17 protein-coding genes are annotated in these 15,809 nt (G+C 66.2%); 8 read left to right on the top strand and 9 right to left on the bottom strand.

From position 1 onward, the window contains the following. Nucleotides 1-130: 130 nt before the first annotated feature. A complete protein-coding gene (locus tag V3B41_RS08675; RefSeq protein WP_180849142.1) occupies nucleotides 131-292 on the bottom strand; it encodes a hypothetical protein in 162 nt (53 codons plus the stop codon). A 209-nt stretch (nucleotides 293-501) separates the two neighbouring features. Here V3B41_RS08675 and V3B41_RS08670 point away from each other — a divergent pair, with 209 nt between their 5' ends. The 3 genes from V3B41_RS08670 to cfa are packed head-to-tail and all read left to right on the top strand — an operon-like array spanning nucleotide 502 to nucleotide 2,858. Continuing rightward, nucleotides 502-804, top strand: coding sequence for a GNAT family N-acetyltransferase (locus tag V3B41_RS08670; RefSeq protein WP_005417588.1), 303 nt, complete (start codon nucleotides 502-504; stop codon nucleotides 802-804). Between the two features lie 37 nt (nucleotides 805-841). Further along, nucleotides 842-1,723 (top strand): DUF3298 and DUF4163 domain-containing protein, encoded by an 882-nt coding sequence (locus tag V3B41_RS08665; RefSeq protein ID WP_049429120.1) that lies wholly within the window; start codon nucleotides 842-844, stop codon nucleotides 1,721-1,723. A gap of 19 nt (nucleotides 1,724-1,742) precedes the next feature. Next, nucleotides 1,743-2,858 (top strand): cyclopropane fatty acyl phospholipid synthase, encoded by a 1,116-nt coding sequence (cfa, locus tag V3B41_RS08660; RefSeq protein ID WP_049429113.1) that lies wholly within the window; start codon nucleotides 1,743-1,745, stop codon nucleotides 2,856-2,858. Nucleotides 2,859-2,964: 106 nt separating this feature from the next. Here the strand turns inward: cfa and V3B41_RS08655 are convergent, their stop codons facing one another. After that, complete coding sequence (locus V3B41_RS08655) at nucleotides 2,965-5,133, bottom strand: M3 family metallopeptidase (protein WP_049429114.1); 2,169 nt, start codon at nucleotides 5,131-5,133, stop codon at nucleotides 2,965-2,967. 130 nt (nucleotides 5,134-5,263) lie between these two features. Between V3B41_RS08655 and V3B41_RS08650 the strand changes: the two genes are divergently transcribed. After that, complete coding sequence (locus V3B41_RS08650; RefSeq protein ID WP_049429115.1) at nucleotides 5,264-5,743, top strand: glutathione peroxidase; 480 nt, start codon at nucleotides 5,264-5,266, stop codon at nucleotides 5,741-5,743. 94 nt (nucleotides 5,744-5,837) lie between these two features. Here the strand turns inward: V3B41_RS08650 and V3B41_RS08645 are convergent, their stop codons facing one another. The 4 genes from V3B41_RS08645 to V3B41_RS08630 all read right to left on the bottom strand — a co-directional run bounded on the left by V3B41_RS08645 (nucleotide 5,838) and on the right by V3B41_RS08630 (nucleotide 10,294). After that, nucleotides 5,838-6,617 carry a ferredoxin--NADP reductase gene (locus V3B41_RS08645; protein ID WP_049429116.1) on the bottom strand — a complete coding sequence of 260 codons (780 nt, stop codon included), beginning with the start codon at nucleotides 6,615-6,617 and terminating at the stop codon, nucleotides 5,838-5,840. An 80-nt stretch (nucleotides 6,618-6,697) separates the two neighbouring features. Beyond that, nucleotides 6,698-8,551 carry an ABC transporter ATP-binding protein gene (locus tag V3B41_RS08640; RefSeq protein WP_049429117.1) on the bottom strand — a complete coding sequence of 618 codons (1,854 nt, stop codon included), beginning with the start codon at nucleotides 8,549-8,551 and terminating at the stop codon, nucleotides 6,698-6,700. 360 nt (nucleotides 8,552-8,911) lie between these two features. Next, nucleotides 8,912-9,361 carry a carboxymuconolactone decarboxylase family protein gene (locus V3B41_RS08635; protein ID WP_049429431.1) on the bottom strand — a complete coding sequence of 150 codons (450 nt, stop codon included), beginning with the start codon at nucleotides 9,359-9,361 and terminating at the stop codon, nucleotides 8,912-8,914. Nucleotides 9,362-9,397: 36 nt separating this feature from the next. Beyond that, entirely contained in the window at nucleotides 9,398-10,294 is an 897-nt protein-coding gene (locus V3B41_RS08630; RefSeq protein WP_049429430.1) for an RNA polymerase sigma-70 factor, read from the bottom strand. A 148-nt stretch (nucleotides 10,295-10,442) separates the two neighbouring features. Here V3B41_RS08630 and V3B41_RS08625 point away from each other — a divergent pair, with 148 nt between their 5' ends. The 3 genes from V3B41_RS08625 to V3B41_RS08615 all read left to right on the top strand — a co-directional run bounded on the left by V3B41_RS08625 (nucleotide 10,443) and on the right by V3B41_RS08615 (nucleotide 13,115). Beyond that, entirely contained in the window at nucleotides 10,443-11,960 is a 1,518-nt protein-coding gene (locus V3B41_RS08625) for a fumarate hydratase (protein WP_049429429.1), read from the top strand. A 122-nt stretch (nucleotides 11,961-12,082) separates the two neighbouring features. Further along, nucleotides 12,083-12,421 carry a hypothetical protein gene (locus V3B41_RS08620; RefSeq protein WP_049429428.1) on the top strand — a complete coding sequence of 113 codons (339 nt, stop codon included), beginning with the start codon at nucleotides 12,083-12,085 and terminating at the stop codon, nucleotides 12,419-12,421. 58 nt (nucleotides 12,422-12,479) lie between these two features. Next, nucleotides 12,480-13,115: a glutathione S-transferase family protein gene (locus V3B41_RS08615; protein WP_049429427.1), complete on the top strand. Its 636-nt coding sequence runs from the start codon at nucleotides 12,480-12,482 to the stop codon at nucleotides 13,113-13,115. 93 nt (nucleotides 13,116-13,208) lie between these two features. Here the strand turns inward: V3B41_RS08615 and arsC are convergent, their stop codons facing one another. From arsC to V3B41_RS08600, 3 genes are all read right to left on the bottom strand, one after another. Continuing rightward, complete coding sequence (gene arsC, locus V3B41_RS08610; protein WP_049429426.1) at nucleotides 13,209-13,550, bottom strand: arsenate reductase (glutaredoxin); 342 nt, start codon at nucleotides 13,548-13,550, stop codon at nucleotides 13,209-13,211. Further along, nucleotides 13,550-14,704, bottom strand: coding sequence for a phospholipase A (locus V3B41_RS08605; RefSeq protein WP_049429425.1), 1,155 nt, complete (start codon nucleotides 14,702-14,704; stop codon nucleotides 13,550-13,552). The genes arsC and V3B41_RS08605 overlap by 1 nt, the downstream gene beginning before the upstream one ends. Before the next feature lie 119 nt (nucleotides 14,705-14,823). Then, entirely contained in the window at nucleotides 14,824-15,309 is a 486-nt protein-coding gene (locus V3B41_RS08600; protein ID WP_049429424.1) for a DUF456 domain-containing protein, read from the bottom strand. Nucleotides 15,310-15,545: 236 nt separating this feature from the next. Here V3B41_RS08600 and V3B41_RS08595 point away from each other — a divergent pair, with 236 nt between their 5' ends. Next, the gene (locus tag V3B41_RS08595; protein WP_005410290.1) at nucleotides 15,546-15,755 is read left to right on the top strand and encodes a cold-shock protein; all 210 of its coding nucleotides are present in this window, start codon (nucleotides 15,546-15,548) and stop codon (nucleotides 15,753-15,755) included. Nucleotides 15,756-15,809: the final 54 nt, after the last annotated feature.

Below are 15,809 nucleotides of genomic sequence, written 5' to 3'. Positions count from 1 at the left end.
CCCCCCCCCCCCCCCACCCCCCCCCCCCCCCGCCCCCCCCCCCCCCCCCCCCCCCCCCCCCGCGGGGGGGGGGGGGGGCCGGGGGGGGGCCCCGGGGCCCCCCCCCCCGGGGCAGGGCCTCCGCTCCTGGTCAGGCGCGGGTCTGCTGGCCGTAGGTGTCCAGCAGACGGGCGAACACTTCTTCGCCGATGCGCTGGAAATCCTGGTCTTCGGTCTGCCCTTCCACCGCCAGTTGCAGCAGGCCCTCCAGCAGGGCGTGGTCGGTATCGGAATGGGAATCGCTGGGGTGCATCGGGGCCTCCGCGGTGATGCGCATGGTCAACGGTCGCAAGGGCCGTGCCAGCCTGGCCGTACCCCTCCACAGGCGATAGCGGCCGTCCTCCCTCCAGCTTGAGGGTCGAAATCTGACGTGAATGGATTGGACTTGCCCCTGTTCAGGCTTCACGCGATCATGGCGCCCGGCTGCGCACCATCCACGCAGTCGCCGCAGGAGACAGTTCCATGGCTTCGGTCACGCCCCCCGGTCTGGCCTACGAGGTCGAACACGACCTGGCCAACCATCGCTTCACCGCCCGTGTGCGCGGACAGCTGGCGGTGCTCGATTACCAGATCAAACGCAAGCGCATGGTCATCACACATACCGAAGTGCCCGAGCCGATTGCCGGCCGTGGCATCGCAGGCGAGCTGACCCGTGTGGCGCTGCGCTTTGCGCGCGAGCAGAAGTACAAGGTGGTGCCGGCATGTTCGTATGCCGAAGCCTTCCTGCAGCGGCACGAGGAGTACCACGACCTGCTCGTTGGCTGAATGCCAGCGGGCCACGCTTCAGCCATGGCAGGCGATGATGTACAAACATGAACAGGGGATCCCGATGAAGATTGGAAACAACCGGCCATTGCGCGGCAGCGTGCTGGCCGGCGTGGTGGGCGTGCTGTTGCTGGCCGGTTGCCAGCGCGAGAGCGAGCCGGCACCGGCGACCGATGCGGCCCCCGCCGCCGAGGCCAGCGCTGCAGGTGAGACGCCGGCCACGGAGGCGCCGCTTGACCTGCGCGACGTGATCGAGAACAACGAACGCGAGGTGGTGGGCATCAGCTACCCGGCCGGCATCGACCGTTACCCGGGCCTGGCGCGCGCGCTGCAGGACTATGCCACCAGCGCGCGCAGCGACCTGCAGCAAGCGCTGGACGGACTCGGCAACGACAAGCCGACCATGCCCTACGAGCTGTCACTGAGTTTCGAGAAGCTGCTGGAAACCCCGCAGCTGGTGGTGGTCAGTGCCGATGGCAGCCGCTACACCGGTGGCGCCCACGGCGAGCCGCTGGTGGCCCGCTTCGTATGGCTGCCGCAGCACCAGCAGATGCTCAGCGCGGAGAAGCTGGTGGCCGATGCCAAGGGATGGAAGGCAATCAGCGATTTCGTCGCCGACCAGCTGCGCGAACGCGTGGCCACCCGCCTCAGCGGCGAGGACATGGACCCCGCCCAGCTGCAGGAATCACTGCGCAACGCATCGCGCATGATCGCCGACGGTACCGGCCCGCAGGCCGACAATTTCAGCCAGTTCCAACCGCTGACCGACGACAAGGGGCAGATCACCGCGCTGCGCTTTGTGTTCCCGCCGTACCAGGTGGGCCCATACTCGGACGGCACCCAGACCGCCGATGTACCGGCGGCGGTGCTGTTGCCGCACGTGGCCAAGGACTACGTGGAGCTGTTCGCACGCGGTTGACCGCAGTCGAGGAGGTGGCGTGGATACAGGGTTGCAGGAGCGGGTCGCCGGCCTGCTGCAGGAAGCCGGGGTCCGCATCGGCGGTACCCAGCCACAGGACATCCAGGTGCATGACCCGCGCTTCTTTGCGCGGGTCATGGGCCACGGCTCGCTGGGTCTCGGCGAGAGCTACATGGAGGGTTGGTGGGATGCCAACGTCCTCGATGAATTCCTCGTCCACCTGATGCAGGCGCACCTGGACGAACGGGTACATGGCTGGCGCGAGGTGGCCGATGCCCTGAAGGCGCGCCTGTTCAATCTGCAGGCCGGGCAGGGCAGCTACGAAGTTGGCCGCCGCCATTACGACCTCGGCAACGACCTGTACCAGGCCATGCTCGGGCAGCGCCTGGTGTACAGCTGCGGCTACTGGCGCACTGCCGATGATCTGGACGCCGCGCAGGAGGCCAAGCTCGACCTGGTCTGCCGCAAGCTGGGACTGCGTCCGGGGCAGCGCGTGCTGGACATCGGCTGTGGCTGGGGCGAGGCGCTGAAGTTTGCCGCCGAGCGCTATGGCGTCAGCGGTGTCGGCGTGACCATTTCGCAGGAGCAGGCCGAATTCGCCCGCCAGCTGTGTGCCGGCCTGCCGATCGAGATCCGCCTGCAGGACTACCGCGAGCTGGACGAACCGTTCGATGCGATTTTTTCGATCGGCATGTTCGAGCATGTCGGCGACAAGAACTACGCCAGCTTCTTCGAGGTGGCCCGGCGCTGCCTGTCGCCGCGTGGCCTGCTGCTGTTGCACACCATCGGCACCAACATCTCCCGGCATCGCACCGATCCGTGGATCGCGCGCTACATCTTCCCCAACTCGATGCTGCCTTCGGCGGTGCAGATCACCCGGGCGTTCGAAGGTCGGTTCGTGCTGGAAGACTGGCACAACTTCGGCACCGACTACGACCTGACCCTGCAGGCCTGGCGACGCAACGTGGAAGCCGCGTGGCCGCGGCTGGATGCCCGTTACGACGAGCATTTCCGCCGCATGTGGCGCTTCTACCTGGCCGGATCGATGGCCACCTTCCGCTGCCGGCATGCGCAGCTGTGGCAGCTGGTGCTGTCGCCGGAAGGCGTGCCGGGCGGGTACGTGGCGCCGCGCTGAAGAGCGGGGTCAGATCCCTTTTCGCAGAAGAGGGCTCTGACCCAGCCACAACAAAAAACCGCCCGGTCTCCCGGGCGGTTTCCGTTTCAGGCCGGTACGCGGGCGATCAGTTGCCAGCGCCGGTCAGGCCACGCTTTTCCAGCAGCGGTTCGATCTGCGGCTCGTGGCCGGCGAAATCGCGGAACAGCTGCATCGCATCCACGCTGCCGCCCTTGGACAGCAGGGTGGCGCGGAAGTGGTCGCCGTTCTTGCGGCTCAGGCCACCGTTGTCCTTGAACCACTTCTGGGTGTTGGCGTCGAGCACTTCCGACCAGATGTAGGCGTAGTAGCCGGCCGAGTAGCCGCCCATGATGTGGCTGAAGTACGGGGTCTTGTAGCGCGGCGGAACCGGCGCGTAGTAGATGCCGTCCTTCTCCAGCGCGGCGCGCTCGAAGGCCATCACGTCCTTGGCGGCCGGCACCTGGTCGGCGCCGATCTGGTGCCAGCGCTGGTCCAGCATGGCCGCACCCAGGTACTCGGTGGTGGCGAAGCCCTGGTTGAACTTGGCGGCAGCCAGCACCTTGTCCAGCAGTGCCTGCGGCATCGCCGAACCGTTCTGGTAGTGCTTGGCGTAGTTCTTCAGGATGACCGGGTTGTCGGCCCACATCTCGTTGACCTGCGAGGGGAACTCGACAAAGTCACGCGGCACCGAGGTGCCCGAGAAGTACGGGTACTTCACGTTGGAGAACATGCCGTGCAGGGCGTGGCCGAATTCGTGGAAGGTGGTGTTCACCTCATCCCAGGTCAGCAGGGTCGGCTGGCCCGCCGGCGGCTTCGGGATGTTCAGGTGGTTGGCGACCACCGGCTTGAAGCCGGTCAGCTTGGACTGCGAGACGTAGGAGTTCATCCACGCGCCACCGCGCTTGGAGGCACGCGCATACGGGTCGAAGATGAAGATCGCCAGCTGGCTGCCGTCGGCGTCGAACACGTCGTAGACAGTGACGTCATCGTGGTAGACCGGCAGGTCGGTGCGCTGCTTGAAGGTCAGGCCGAATTCCTGACCAGCGGCGTAGAACACGCCGTTCTCAAGCACGTTCTTCATTTCGAAGTACGGCTTCAGCTGCGACTCGTCGAAGTTGTACTTGGCCTGGCGTACCTTCTCGCTGTAGAAGGCCCAGTCCCACGGTTCCAGCTGGAAGGTCGGCTTGCGCGCAGCCTTCTGTTCCTTGTCGATCATCGCCTGCAGGTCGGCGGCTTCGCGCTTGGCGTTGGCCACGGCGGCCGGAGCCAGCTTGCCCAGCATCGCGTTGACCGCTTCGGGCGTCTTGGCGGTCTGGTTGGTCAGGTTGTAGGCGGCGAAGTTCGGGAAGCCCATCAGCTTGGCCTTGTCGGCACGCAGCTGCATGATGCGCGAGACCAGCGCGGTGTTGTCGAACTCACCGCCGCGGCTGCCACGGCTGACCGACGCTTCGTAGATCTTCTGGCGCAGGGCGCGGTTGGCCAGGTTGGTCAGCGGCGGCTGCCCGGTGGTGTTGAGCAGAGTGATCACGTACTTGCCGTCCTGGCCGCGGGCCTTGGCGGCTTCGGCGGCGGCGGCGATCTGCTCCTTGGACAGGCCGTCCAGTTCCTTGACGTCATCGACGGTGATCGCCGAAGCGTTCACTTCCGACTGCACGTTCTGGCTGAACTTGGTGCCCAGGTTGGCCAGCTCGGCATTCATCTCCTTCAGCTTGGCCTTGTCGGCCTCGGACAGCTTGGCGCCTGCGCGCACGTAGTTGTCGTAGTACTTCTCGACCAGGCGCACGCCTTCGGCGTCCAGGCCCAGCTGGCTGCGGGTGTCGTACAGCGCCTGGATGCGGGCGAACAGCTTGCCGTTCAGCGCGATCGCATCGCTGTGCGCGGCGAACTTCGCCGAGTAGTCGGCCTGCAGCTTCTTGCGGGTGTCGTTGGTATCGGCGCCCACCAGGCTGAAGAACACGGTGGTCGCGCGGTCGAGGATGTCACCGCTCTTTTCCAGGGCGATGATGGTGTTGTCGAAGGTCGGCTTGGCCTTGTTGTTGGCGATGGCCTCCACTTCCTTCAGCTGCTGCGCCATGCCGGCGTCGAAGGCCGGGGCGAAGTCGCTGTCCTTGATCTTGTCGAACTGCGGGAAGTGCAGCGGCAGCGGGCTTTCGGCAAAGAACGGGTTGGCCTGCTGGGCGGCGGTGCTGGCGGCCGGGGTGGCGGCGCCGGCCGAGAAGGCGGGCAGGGCAAGGCCGAGGGACATGGCCACGGCAAGGGCAAGGCGAGTGGTCAAGGTAGGAACTCCGGTAAGGCAGGCAAGGGCCCGAGGTTAACCCGACCGGCGGCGCCTGCACTTGTGTCAAAAGGCATGTTGCCGGCTCGGGTCGCGGGTACCATGCATTCACCGCCCACGGCCGGCCATCATGACCAGCGCCTACGATTTCAGCTTCCGTGACCTCGACGGCCAGCCGCAGGCGCTGGCCCGTTATCAGGGCCACCCGTTGCTGCTGGTGAACGTCGCCAGCCGCTGTGGCTTCACCCCGCAGTACACCGGCCTGGAACAGTTGTGGCAGGACTACCGCGAGCGCGGCCTGGTGGTGATCGGCTTCCCGTGCAACCAGTTCGGTGCGCAGGAGCCGGGGGACGCGGCGCAGATCCGCCAGTTCTGTTCGCTGGACTATCCGGTCAGCTTTCCGCTGTCGGAGAAGATCAAGGTCAACGGCGAGGGCGCTGATCCGTTGTGGGCCTGGATGACGCACGAAAAACGTGGCCTGCTCGGCAGTGCCCGCATCAAGTGGAATTTCAGCAAGTTCCTGGTCGATCGCCAGGGGCAGGTGGTGTCCCGGCATGCGCCCAACACCAGGCCGGAGCAGTTGCGCAGCGCGATCGAAGCGCTGTTGTAGAGCCGAGCCCACGCTCGGCTGCTCGTCCGGCCGACATTGAGGGCGCGCGGTGCGCGCGAGCCGAGCGTGGGCTCGGCTCTACAGGCGCAACGGTTTACTTCTCGACGAACGCGCGCTCGAACACGTAGTGGCCCGGTTGGCCGATGCGCGGCGAAACCTGGAAACCCCGGGCATCGAGCACGGTGCGAAGGTCGGCCAGCATCTGCGGGCTGCCGCAGATCATCGCGCGGTCGTTCTCCGGGCTCAGTTCCGGCAGGCCGAGGGTGCGCTGCATCTCGCCGCTCTCCATCAGCTGGGTCAGGCGGCCCTGGTTGGCGAACGGCTCGCGGGTAACGGCCGGGTAGTACAGCAGCTTGTCGCCGATCATCTCGCCGAGGAACTCGTGCTCGCGCAGTTCCCTCTCGAAGTAATCGCGGTAGGCCAGGTCCTTTTCGTAGCGCACGCCGTGGCACAGGATCACCTTCTCGAAGCGCTCGTAGGTTTCCGGGTCCTTGATGACCGACAGCCACGGCGCCAGGCCGGTGCCGGTGCCCAGCAGGTACAGGTTCCTGCCGGGATGCAGGTCGCTGATCAGCAGGGTGCCGGTGGGCTTCTTGCCGACCAGTACCTTGTCGCCCGGCTTGATGTGCTGCAGGCGCGAGGTCAGCGGGCCGTCCTGCACCTTGATGCTGAAGAACTCCAGCTGTTCTTCCCAGTTGGCACTGGCAATGGAATAGGCGCGCAACAGCGGTCGCGCCTCGGTTTCCAGGCCGATCATCACGAACTGGCCGTTCTCGAAGCGGAAGCCGCTGTCGCGGGTGAGGGTGAAGCTGAAGTAGGCGTCGGTCCAGTGGCGGACCTCAAGCACCGTTTCGGCGCCGAAAGCGGAGGACATGGGCGTATCTATCGAAAGTCGTCGGGGATGATTCTATCTCAAATGAGACAGGTTCTCATTAGGCGGAACGAGAGGCGTTCTCAGCGGTAGCCCGCTGCCTGCAGCTCGAACAGCTCGGCGTACCGCCCTCCCTGGGCCATCAGTTGTTCATGGGTGCCGCTGGCCTCGATCCGGCCATCGGCCAGCACCAGGATGCGGTCGGCCATGCGTACCGAGGAAAAGCGGTGGGAAATCAGTACTGCGGTGCGATTATCCGCCAGTTCCCTGAACCGCTGGAACACCTCGAACTCACTGCGGGCATCCAGCGCTGCCGTTGGCTCATCCAGGATCATCACCTGCGCATTGCGCATCCATGCGCGGGCAATGGCGATCTTCTGCCACTGGCCACCGGACAGGTCCACGCCCTGCTTGAAGCGGCGGCCGATCTGCTGGTCGTAGCCGCCGGGCAGGTCGTCGATGACTTCCTCGGCCATGCCGCGTCGCGCCGCGTCAGCGATGCGTGCCTGGTCGTCCATCGCCTCGACCTGGCCGACGCCGATGTTCTCGCCGGCGCTGAGGTTGTAGCGCACGAAGTCCTGGAAGATCACCCCGAGGTTGGCACGCAGGTCATCCAGGTCGTAATCGCGCAGGTCGCGGCCATCGAGCAGGATGCGGCCTTCGTCCGGTTCGTACAGCCGCGCCAGCAGCTTCACCAGGGTGGTCTTGCCGGCGCCGTTCTCGCCGACCAGGGCCAGCACTTCGCCGGCGTGCAGCTGGAAATCCAGATGGCGCACCGCCCACTGTTCGGCATCGGGGTAGCGGAAGCCGACGTTCTCGAATACGAAGCCCTGGCGGATCGGTTGCGGCACGCGCACGGCCCCATCGCGCGAGTGGATTTCCGGCTGGATCTGGAAGAACGAGAACAGGTCATCCAGGTACAGCGCCTGGCTGGCCACCTGCGAGAAGCCGATCAGCAGGCCTTCCAGCAGCTGGCGCAGGCGCAGGAAGCTGCCGGCGAGGAAGGTCAGGTCGCCGATCGAGAAGTCGCCGCGCACCGTGCGCCAGGCGATGTAGGCGTAGGCGGTGTAGTACCCCAGTGTGCCCAGCGCAGCCAGCAGCGTGCCCCAGAACGCGCGGCGCCGGGCCAGGGCTCGGTTGGCCTGGAACAGCGCCACCGACAGCCGCCGGTAGCGTTCCACCAGGAAGCGGTGCAGGTTGTAGATCTTCACTTCCTTGGCCGTTTCCACGCTGGCGCCGAGCTGGCGCAGGTAGTCGAGCTGGCGGCGCTCGGGCGTCCACTGGAAGTTGAGGCTGTAGCCGGCCGCATTGAAGTGCGATTCGCCGATGAAGGCCGGCACCAGCGCCAGCGCCAGCAGCAGGATCAGCCACGGCGCATACACCAGCAGGCCGACGGCGAGGCTGGCCACGGTGATCGCATCCTGCACCTGGCCGAACAACTGGCTCATCAGGTTCATCCGGCCCATGGTCTGGCGCCGCGCACGGTCCAGCTTGTCCTGCAGGTCCGGGTCCTCGAAGTCCTCCAGGTCCAGCGTGGCGGCATGTTCCATCAAACGGATGCTGGTGACGTTGGCGAACAACTCCGAGAGCAGGGCATCGGCATAGCTGACCAACCGGCCGAGCAGGTCCGAGGCGATGGCCAGGCCGAACTCCACCGCCAGCAGGCCCAGTAGCGGGTTGAGCAGGCCGCTGGACAGTGCCTCGGCCAGCGGCGGGAAGCCGGCATCGTGCTGGCTCAGGTGCAGCGCGCTGTCGATGATCAGCTTGCCGACGTAGAGCATCGCCACAGGCAGCAGGGCGCGGATCAGGCGCAGCCCGAGGCTGGCCAGTGTGAGCGCGGGGCTGGTCTTCCAGACCATGCGCAGGAACGGGGGCAGGTTGCGCATCGCCCTGAAGCGCTGGCGCAGGCTGGGTTTCTTTTCGGAGGCAGCAGGCATCCGTTTATTGTGCGCGCCCCGGCCGTGCAGAGGGGGTCAGTGCAGGCGTGCGGCCCGGGGTCAGATCCCTTTGTCCTGCAACGGGATCTGACCCTGCTGCATCCACGCATGGCGTGGATCTACCGTGTCGACCAGGGTCGACACCTACCAGCAGCAGTAGAAGTCCGTGGAGGGCGGGGTGGGTCCGGTTGCGGGAGTGTCAGCCGCATGGATGCGGCTGCCAAGCCCCCAAGGACGGGTTTACGGCGTCTCCCGTAACCGGATCCACCTCGCCATCCCTCAGGAAACCAGCTTCTGACGTTGCTGTTGTTTCGGCTGTTGCCTCTGCGGGTGCCGGGCGGCAGCCCGGCCAGCCCCCCTTTACGGCAGCGGCGGCAGCAGCCCCGCACCCAGCCGGTTCCAGGCGTTGATCACCGCAATGCCCATGCTCAGGTCACTGATGCCCTTCTCATCGAAGTGCGGGGCCAGTGCATCGAACACTTCCTGCGACGGTGCACCGTCGGTCAGCCGGGTCAGCGCCTCCGCCCAGCCCAGCGCCGCGCGTTCGCGCGCATCGAAGAAGCGGCTTTCATGCCAGGCCGGCAGCGTGTCCAGCTTGCGCGGCTCGATGCCGCCCTTGCGCAGCGCAGTGCCGTGCATGTCCATGCAGTAGCCACAGCCGTTGAGCTGCGATACGCGCAGGAACAGCAGTTCCATCAGGGTCGGATCAATCGAGCTTTCATGCACCGCCTTGCTGGTGGCCAGCAGGCCCTTGAAGGCCTCGGCGGCCAGGCGGGTGTACGGAACGCGGGGAGAGGCGTGGTCGGACATTTTCGGCTCCACGGCGGCCACAGTGGCCGCCTTTCACTACCAGGACGCCGTACCGTCGCCGCGCGTGACAACATCCGGCAGCTTTTCCGGATTCAGCACGCTGTACACATTGGCAATACGGCCATCGACCACCTCGATGGTGGTGACTGAGTGCAGGCGGTCGCCGATGAAACGCAGGATCGCCGGCTCGCCGTTGACGTAGCCCAGCTGCGCTGGATGCACCGCGCCACGACGTGCGATCGCCCAGAACAGGCGGCCGATGCGCTCGGCGCCCAGCAGTGGACGCACTGCCGCGGTGACCACGCCGCCGCCGTCGGACACCAGCAACGCGTTGGTGTGCAGCAGAGCCTGGATCGCCTCGCTGTCGCCACGTTGCGAAGCATCCATGAAGCGCGCCAGCAACTGCCGGTGCTGGCTGGCGTCGGCGTTGAAGCGGGGCCGCCCGGACTGCAGGCGCTGTTTCGCTCGGTGCACCAGCTGCCGGCAGTTGGCCTCGCTGTGGCCGATCAGGTCGGCGATCTCGCGATAGTCGTGGTCGAAGGCTTCCTTCAGCAGGAAAGCGGCGCGCTCTTCAGGGCCCAGCTGCTCAAGCAGGGTCAGGAAGGCGACCGAGACATCGTCGGCCAGCGCGTGCAGCTGGGCCGGGTCGGGCGCAGGATCGGGCTCCAGCGTGACTGCCAGCGGCTCCGCGAGCCAGGGGCCGACGTAGTGCGCGCGCTCACGCTTGGCGGCACGAAGGCGGTCCAGGCCGAGTCGTGTGGTGGTGGTGACCAGCCAGGCCTCGGCATCGCGGACCCCGGTCGGATCGGCGCCGGACCAGCGCAGCCAGGCATCCTGGACCACGTCTTCGGCGTCGGCGCGGCTGCCGAGCAGGCGGTAGGCCAGCGCCATCAGGCGCGGGCGGTGGGTCTGGAAAGCGGTTTCGGCGTTCATGTAGGCAAGGACGCCGCAGCGGCGCGTGGCGTGACAGGGGGCCAGGGTCAGATCTTGCCGGCCAGCGGCCGGCACTACCACCCTGCGGCCGGGGGAGGGGGTAAAATGGGTGGATTACCCCCGCCAGCCTCGAGCAAGCGAGCAAGCCGTGACATCGATCAAGCAGGAAGACCTCATCCAGTCCATCGCCGACGCGCTGCAGTACATCTCGTACTACCACCCGGTCGACTACATCAAGAACCTCGCCGCCGCCTATGAGCGCGAGGAGTCGCCGGCCGCGAAGGAAGCGATGGCCCAGATCCTGATCAATTCGCGCATGTGCGCCGAAGGCCACCGTCCGATCTGCCAGGACACCGGCATCGTCACCGTGTTCCTGGAAATCGGCATGGACGTGCGCTGGGACGACGCCACCATGGGCGTGGAAGACATGGCCAATGAAGGCGTGCGCCGCGCCTACATGCACCCGGACAACAAGCTGCGCGCCTCGGTGCTGGCTGATCCGGCCGGCAAGCGCATCAACACCAGGGACAACACCCCGGGCGTGGTGAACGTGAAGGTGGTGCCGGGCAACACGGTCGATGTGATCGTGGCCGCCAAGGGCGGTGGTTCGGAAGCCAAGACCAAGTTCGCCATGCTCAACCCGTCCGACTCGATCGTCGACTGGGTGCTGAAGACCGTGCCGACCATGGGCGCTGGCTGGTGCCCGCCGGGCATGCTTGGCATCGGCATCGGTGGCACCGCCGAGAAGGCGATGCTGCTGGCCAAGGAAGCGCTGATGGAGCCGATCGACATCACCGAGCTGCAGGCCCGTGGTGCCTCCAACCGCATCGAAGAGCTGCGCCTGGAGCTGTACGAGAAGGTCAACGCCCTGGGCATTGGCGCCCAGGGCTTGGGCGGCCTGACCACCGTGCTCGACATCAAGATCAACGATTACCCGACCCACGCGGCCAACCTGCCGGTGGCGATGATTCCGAACTGCGCTGCGACCCGCCATGCGCATTTCACGCTGGATGGCAGCGGCCCGGTGATGCTGGACCCGCCGTCGCTGGAAGACTGGCCGAAGCTGACCTACGACGCGTCCAAGGGCACCCGAGTGGACCTGGACACGATCACCCCGGAAGACGTGGCCAGCTGGAAGCCCGGCCAGACCCTGCTGCTCAACGGCAAGCTGCTGACCGGCCGCGACGCCGCGCACAAGCGCATGGTCGACATGCTCAACAAGGGCGAGGAACTGCCGGTCGACCTGAAGGGGCGCTTCATCTACTACGTCGGCCCGGTCGATCCGGTGCGCGATGAAGTGGTGGGCCCGGCAGGTCCGACCACGGCGACCCGCATGGACAAGTTCACCCGCCAGGTGCTGGAGCAGACCGGCCTGCTGGGCATGGTCGGCAAGGCCGAGCGCGGCCCGGCGGCCATCGAGGCGATCCGTGACAACAAGTCGGCCTACCTGATGGCCGTCGGTGGTTCGGCCTACCTGGTGTCCAAGGCGATCAAGGCGGCCAAGGTCGTCGGCTTCGCCGACCTGGGCATGGAAGCGATCTACGAGTTCACCGTGCAGGACATGCCGGTGACCGTGGCGGTTGATTCCACCGGCGAGTCGGTGCACAAGACCGGCCCGCGCGAATGGCAGGCCCGCATCGGCAAGATTCCGGTAGTGGTGGAGTAAGCCTTCCGCCGCGGACCAGGAAACGGCGCCCGTGTGGCGCCGTTGTTGTGTGGGCAGAAGGATTAACGCTCCTGTAGCGGTTACTCTGCTACGGTCGGCGCACGCTCGCACAGGACGTGTCCATGGCCCTGCATCGATTCATCGTGGTAGGCGTGCTGCTGGCCCTGGCCGGCTGCAGCACCCCTGCGTCGTACGAAGGCGCGGATTTCCCCGCATCGGCGCAATGCCGTGTGCAGTGCCAGGCCGGCTATCGCAGCTGCATGGCGCAGAATGACTCCCTCGGCAGCCGCCAGGGCAATTGCGAGCAGCAGGTGGTGCCGGCGCCGGACAAGCGTTGCAAGGACGTGGACAACCCGGACCTGCGCCGTGCCTGCGAACTGAAGGCGCATGACTGCACGATGCGCGCACCGATGATGTCCTGTGGCGAACGCCGGGATTCCTGCATGAGCAGCTGCGGCTGAGCAACGATCGCGCGCGTGGGCGCATAATCGGCTGATCCACCTGCACAGGATCTTCCGCATGAGCACCACGCTGTATGGTTCGACCAGTACCGCCGCCCTGGTTGTGCACTGGCTGCTGATCGAGCTGGGCATCGAGCATGAACTGGTGCTGCTGGATTTCGATACGCGCGAGCACAAGTCGGCGCAGTACCTGGCGCTCAATCCGGCCGGTGTGGTGCCGACACTGCTGATCGATGGCCTGGTGCTGACTGAAGCGGCGGCCATCGCGCTGTATCTGGCCGATCGCCATCCGGACGCCGGCCTGCTGCCCGCGGTGGGTACACCGCAGCGCGCCGATGCCTATCGTTGGATGTTCTGGTGCGCCAATACGCTTCAGCCGGCCTACCGTGCCTGGTTCTATCCGAACGAGGTGGCGGGCGAGGCGAACGTCGAGGCCAGCCGCGAGATGGCACGTCAGCGCCTTGAAGCGGCCTGGCAGCATGTCGCCACGCACCTGCAGTCACATGGTCCCTACCTGCTGGGCGCCACGCCCTGCGTGGTCGATTACATGCTGGTGATGCTGATGCGCTGGTCGCGCAACATGCCCAAACCCAGCGACACCTGGCCGGTACTGAAGGCGCACGCCGCGTCGATGAAGGCGCGCCCGGCGTTCGCCGAGGTGTATCGCCGCGAAGGCATCACCGACTGGCTGTAGCCGTTCTGTAGAGCCGAGCCATGCTCGGCTGCATTCACGGGTTGCACGCGAAGCGCAGCCGAGCATGGCTCGGCTCTACCAGAGCGGTGCGGGTTACAGGATCTCCAGCACCGTTTCCGGTGGACGGCACAGGCGCGTGCCCTTGTCGGTGCGCACCACGGGGCGGTTGATCAGCCGCGGGTGTTCGGCCATCGCCGCCAGCAGCCTGGCCTCGTCCGCATCTTCCAGGCCCAGTTCGGTGAACTGCGCTTCCTTGCTGCGCACCAGCGCCTGCGCGTCCAGCCCGGATTCGGCCAGCACCTGGCGCAGCGCGGCGACGTCCGGCGGGCTGTCCAGGTAGTCGACCACCACCGGCTCGAAGCCCGCATCACGTATCAGCTTCAGTGCGCCGCGCGAGTTGCTGCAGGCCGGGTTGTGCCAGATCGTCACGTGCATCAGAACCACTCCAGCAGGGATACGCCCACGCCCACGTAGGTGGCCTTGTGGTTGTAGTCGATCAGGCTTTCGCCGTAGCCGTCGAACACCTGTACATGGCCGCGCAGCAGGTTGCTGATCGGGAAGCCGTAATCCAGCTGCAGGGCACCGTGCGAGCGGCTGCCGGTGCGCAGCGAGTGGCGCGCCATCAGCGAGACCTCATGGCCGTTGCGGTTCCAGGTCAGGGTCGCATCACCGCGGCCCATGTAATCCTCGATGTCCGGGTTGTTGTCGTCGCTGCGGGTCTCGGGAATGCGGTACCAGGGGCGCAGCACCAGCGCCCAGTTCTCACGGTCCAGGCCGATGTTGAGCATCACCCGGTTCCAGCTGCGCGACAGCGGGTCGGCGCGGCCATTGGACTGGTGGTTCAGCGCGATGCCGGTCATGCGCCCGCGCCAGCCACCGATCGAGTAGCCATTGCGGAACACCATCATCACTTCCGGCTCGTAGTTGGTTTCGCGGAACGGGCGCGAATCCTCGCCGTTGTAGGCCTGCCAGCGCGAGCTCTGGGTGTAGCCGGCCCAGATGTCGCCGTTGTCGCCGAACAGGTTCTCGGCGATCTTGGTCTTGAAGCTGATCTGGAATTTCAGTTCGGCACTGTCCAGCACCTGCGGCGTGGTGACCGTGTTGGCCGGGTTCGGCGAGTGCGGCGTGGTGTTGCGGTCGCTGGTCCAGAACGCCGGCAACAGGTACACCGGCTTGTAGGCGCGCAGCTGGAACGGGCCGAGCTTGGAGTCTTCGGCCAGCTCCCAGCGGCTGTCCAGCAGCGAGCCACGGCCGGCATTGGCCAGTGCGCTGTCAGGGGCCGCTGGGCGGAACAGGTCACTGACCCGCTCGCGCAGTTTCTCTTCGCCCTGGCTGACGCGTGCAGTCTGGCGTTCTTCGCGACGGGCCTGCGCGGCTGCCTCGGCCGCAGCGTCGGCCTCGGCGGTGGCCTGCGGGGTACGCCCGAACTGGCGGTCATAACAGGCCAGGCGGGCAGCGTCGGTGGTAATTGCCGCGCACGCGGCCGGCGAGGCGTCGGCACTGGGCGCGAACTCCTGCGCGGCCAGTGGCGCACTGGCCAATGCCAGCGCCAGCGGCGCGAAGCGGGGAAGCAGCGGAGACAGGGTCATTGCAGCAGGCCCTTCGGTGAATACGGGAATCGCACAGTGTGGAGGCTGCACCGGATCACGGCCAGCCCCCACGGTTTATGCACGGCCACCGCGTGCGCGTGGCGTGAAGGAGAGGTTGGTCACAGGAACCAGGCGAACGCAAACAGCCCCAGCATCGCGATCACCACCGCCAGCTTCAGCGCCAGGCCGAGCAGGATGCCAAGCCATGTGGCCAGGCCTACCTTGGTCGAGCGCCCCAGTTCGCGGGTGTGCCAGTACTCGCCCAGCAGGGCGCCGATCAACGGGCCGGCGAACAGGCCGATCGGCATGAAGAACAGGCCGACGATGCTGCCGACGAAGGTTCCCCACAGTGCCTTGCGGCTGGCACCGACCCGCTGCGCCCCCACCACGGTGGCCAGCACGTCCACCAGCAACGAGAGCAGGGTCAGTACCCCCAGCGCAACCAGGGTCGGCCAACCAACGTGGGCGAAGCCGTCCGCCCACGCTGCCAGCAGCAGTCCGATGAACACCAGCGGGATGCCGGGCAGGGCCGGCAGGATGATTCCGGCGATGCCGACAAGGACGAAAATGACCGCTAGCAGATATAAGATGAATGAGAGTCCCATGCTGTCCCGTATGGTGGCCGTTTTGGGGTTGACAGTGAAAGATTTTGCCAGTTGCTTTTTCGTTTTGGGCGGGTTAAGTTGCAGTCGCTGAGCTTGGCAAGGTCACCGTGGATCGTGGCCTGATGAAGCAAGATCTTCCCGATCCGCTGCATCGATGCACCTCGCTTCCCCCTTGCTTGTCAGCCGCCCACCAGGCGTTTCCTACAACAAGAGAGAGTCACCAGGGAGTTAGTGAGATGTCTGATCGCGAGACCGGTACCGTCAAGTGGTTCAACGATGCAAAGGGCTTCGGCTTCATCAGCCGTGAAAACGGCGAAGACGTGTTCGTGCACTTCCGTGCCATCCAGACCCAGGGCTTCAAGAGCCTGAAGGAAGGCCAGAAGGTCACCTTCACCGTCGTGCAGGGCCAGAAGGGCCTGCAGGCCGACGCCGTGCAGCCGACCTGATCGCGCTGCAAGCCGTCACATGAAAAAGGCCCGCGCAAGCGGGCCTTTTTCTTT

Source organism: Stenotrophomonas sp. SMYL89 (genome assembly GCF_036319985.1).
Lineage (GTDB): Bacteria > Pseudomonadota > Gammaproteobacteria > Xanthomonadales > Xanthomonadaceae > Stenotrophomonas > Stenotrophomonas maltophilia_Q.
This window is presented reverse-complemented; position numbering and strand designations above follow the sequence as displayed.

Bases quoted from the DNA above. Each gene is read 5' to 3' on its own strand.
- V3B41_RS08675 (WP_180849142.1), bottom strand. From the start codon at position 292: ATGCACCCCAGCGATTCCCATTCCGATACCGACCACGCCCTGCTGGAG.
- V3B41_RS08670 (WP_005417588.1), top strand. From the start codon at position 502: ATGGCTTCGGTCACGCCCCCCGGTCTGGCCTACGAGGTCGAACACGAC.
- V3B41_RS08665 (WP_049429120.1), top strand. From the start codon at position 842: ATGTACAAACATGAACAGGGGATCCCGATGAAGATTGGAAACAACCGG.
- V3B41_RS08650 (WP_049429115.1), top strand. From the start codon at position 5,264: ATGACCAGCGCCTACGATTTCAGCTTCCGTGACCTCGACGGCCAGCCG.
- V3B41_RS08645 (WP_049429116.1), bottom strand. From the start codon at position 6,617: ATGTCCTCCGCTTTCGGCGCCGAAACGGTGCTTGAGGTCCGCCACTGG.
- V3B41_RS08640 (WP_049429117.1), bottom strand. From the start codon at position 8,551: ATGCCTGCTGCCTCCGAAAAGAAACCCAGCCTGCGCCAGCGCTTCAGG.
- V3B41_RS08635 (WP_049429431.1), bottom strand. From the start codon at position 9,361: ATGTCCGACCACGCCTCTCCCCGCGTTCCGTACACCCGCCTGGCCGCC.
- V3B41_RS08630 (WP_049429430.1), bottom strand. From the start codon at position 10,294: ATGAACGCCGAAACCGCTTTCCAGACCCACCGCCCGCGCCTGATGGCG.
- V3B41_RS08620 (WP_049429428.1), top strand. From the start codon at position 12,083: ATGGCCCTGCATCGATTCATCGTGGTAGGCGTGCTGCTGGCCCTGGCC.
- V3B41_RS08615 (WP_049429427.1), top strand. From the start codon at position 12,480: ATGAGCACCACGCTGTATGGTTCGACCAGTACCGCCGCCCTGGTTGTG.
- arsC (WP_049429426.1), bottom strand. From the start codon at position 13,550: ATGCACGTGACGATCTGGCACAACCCGGCCTGCAGCAACTCGCGCGGC.
- V3B41_RS08605 (WP_049429425.1), bottom strand. From the start codon at position 14,704: ATGACCCTGTCTCCGCTGCTTCCCCGCTTCGCGCCGCTGGCGCTGGCA.
- V3B41_RS08600 (WP_049429424.1), bottom strand. From the start codon at position 15,309: ATGGGACTCTCATTCATCTTATATCTGCTAGCGGTCATTTTCGTCCTT.
- V3B41_RS08595 (WP_005410290.1), top strand. From the start codon at position 15,546: ATGTCTGATCGCGAGACCGGTACCGTCAAGTGGTTCAACGATGCAAAG.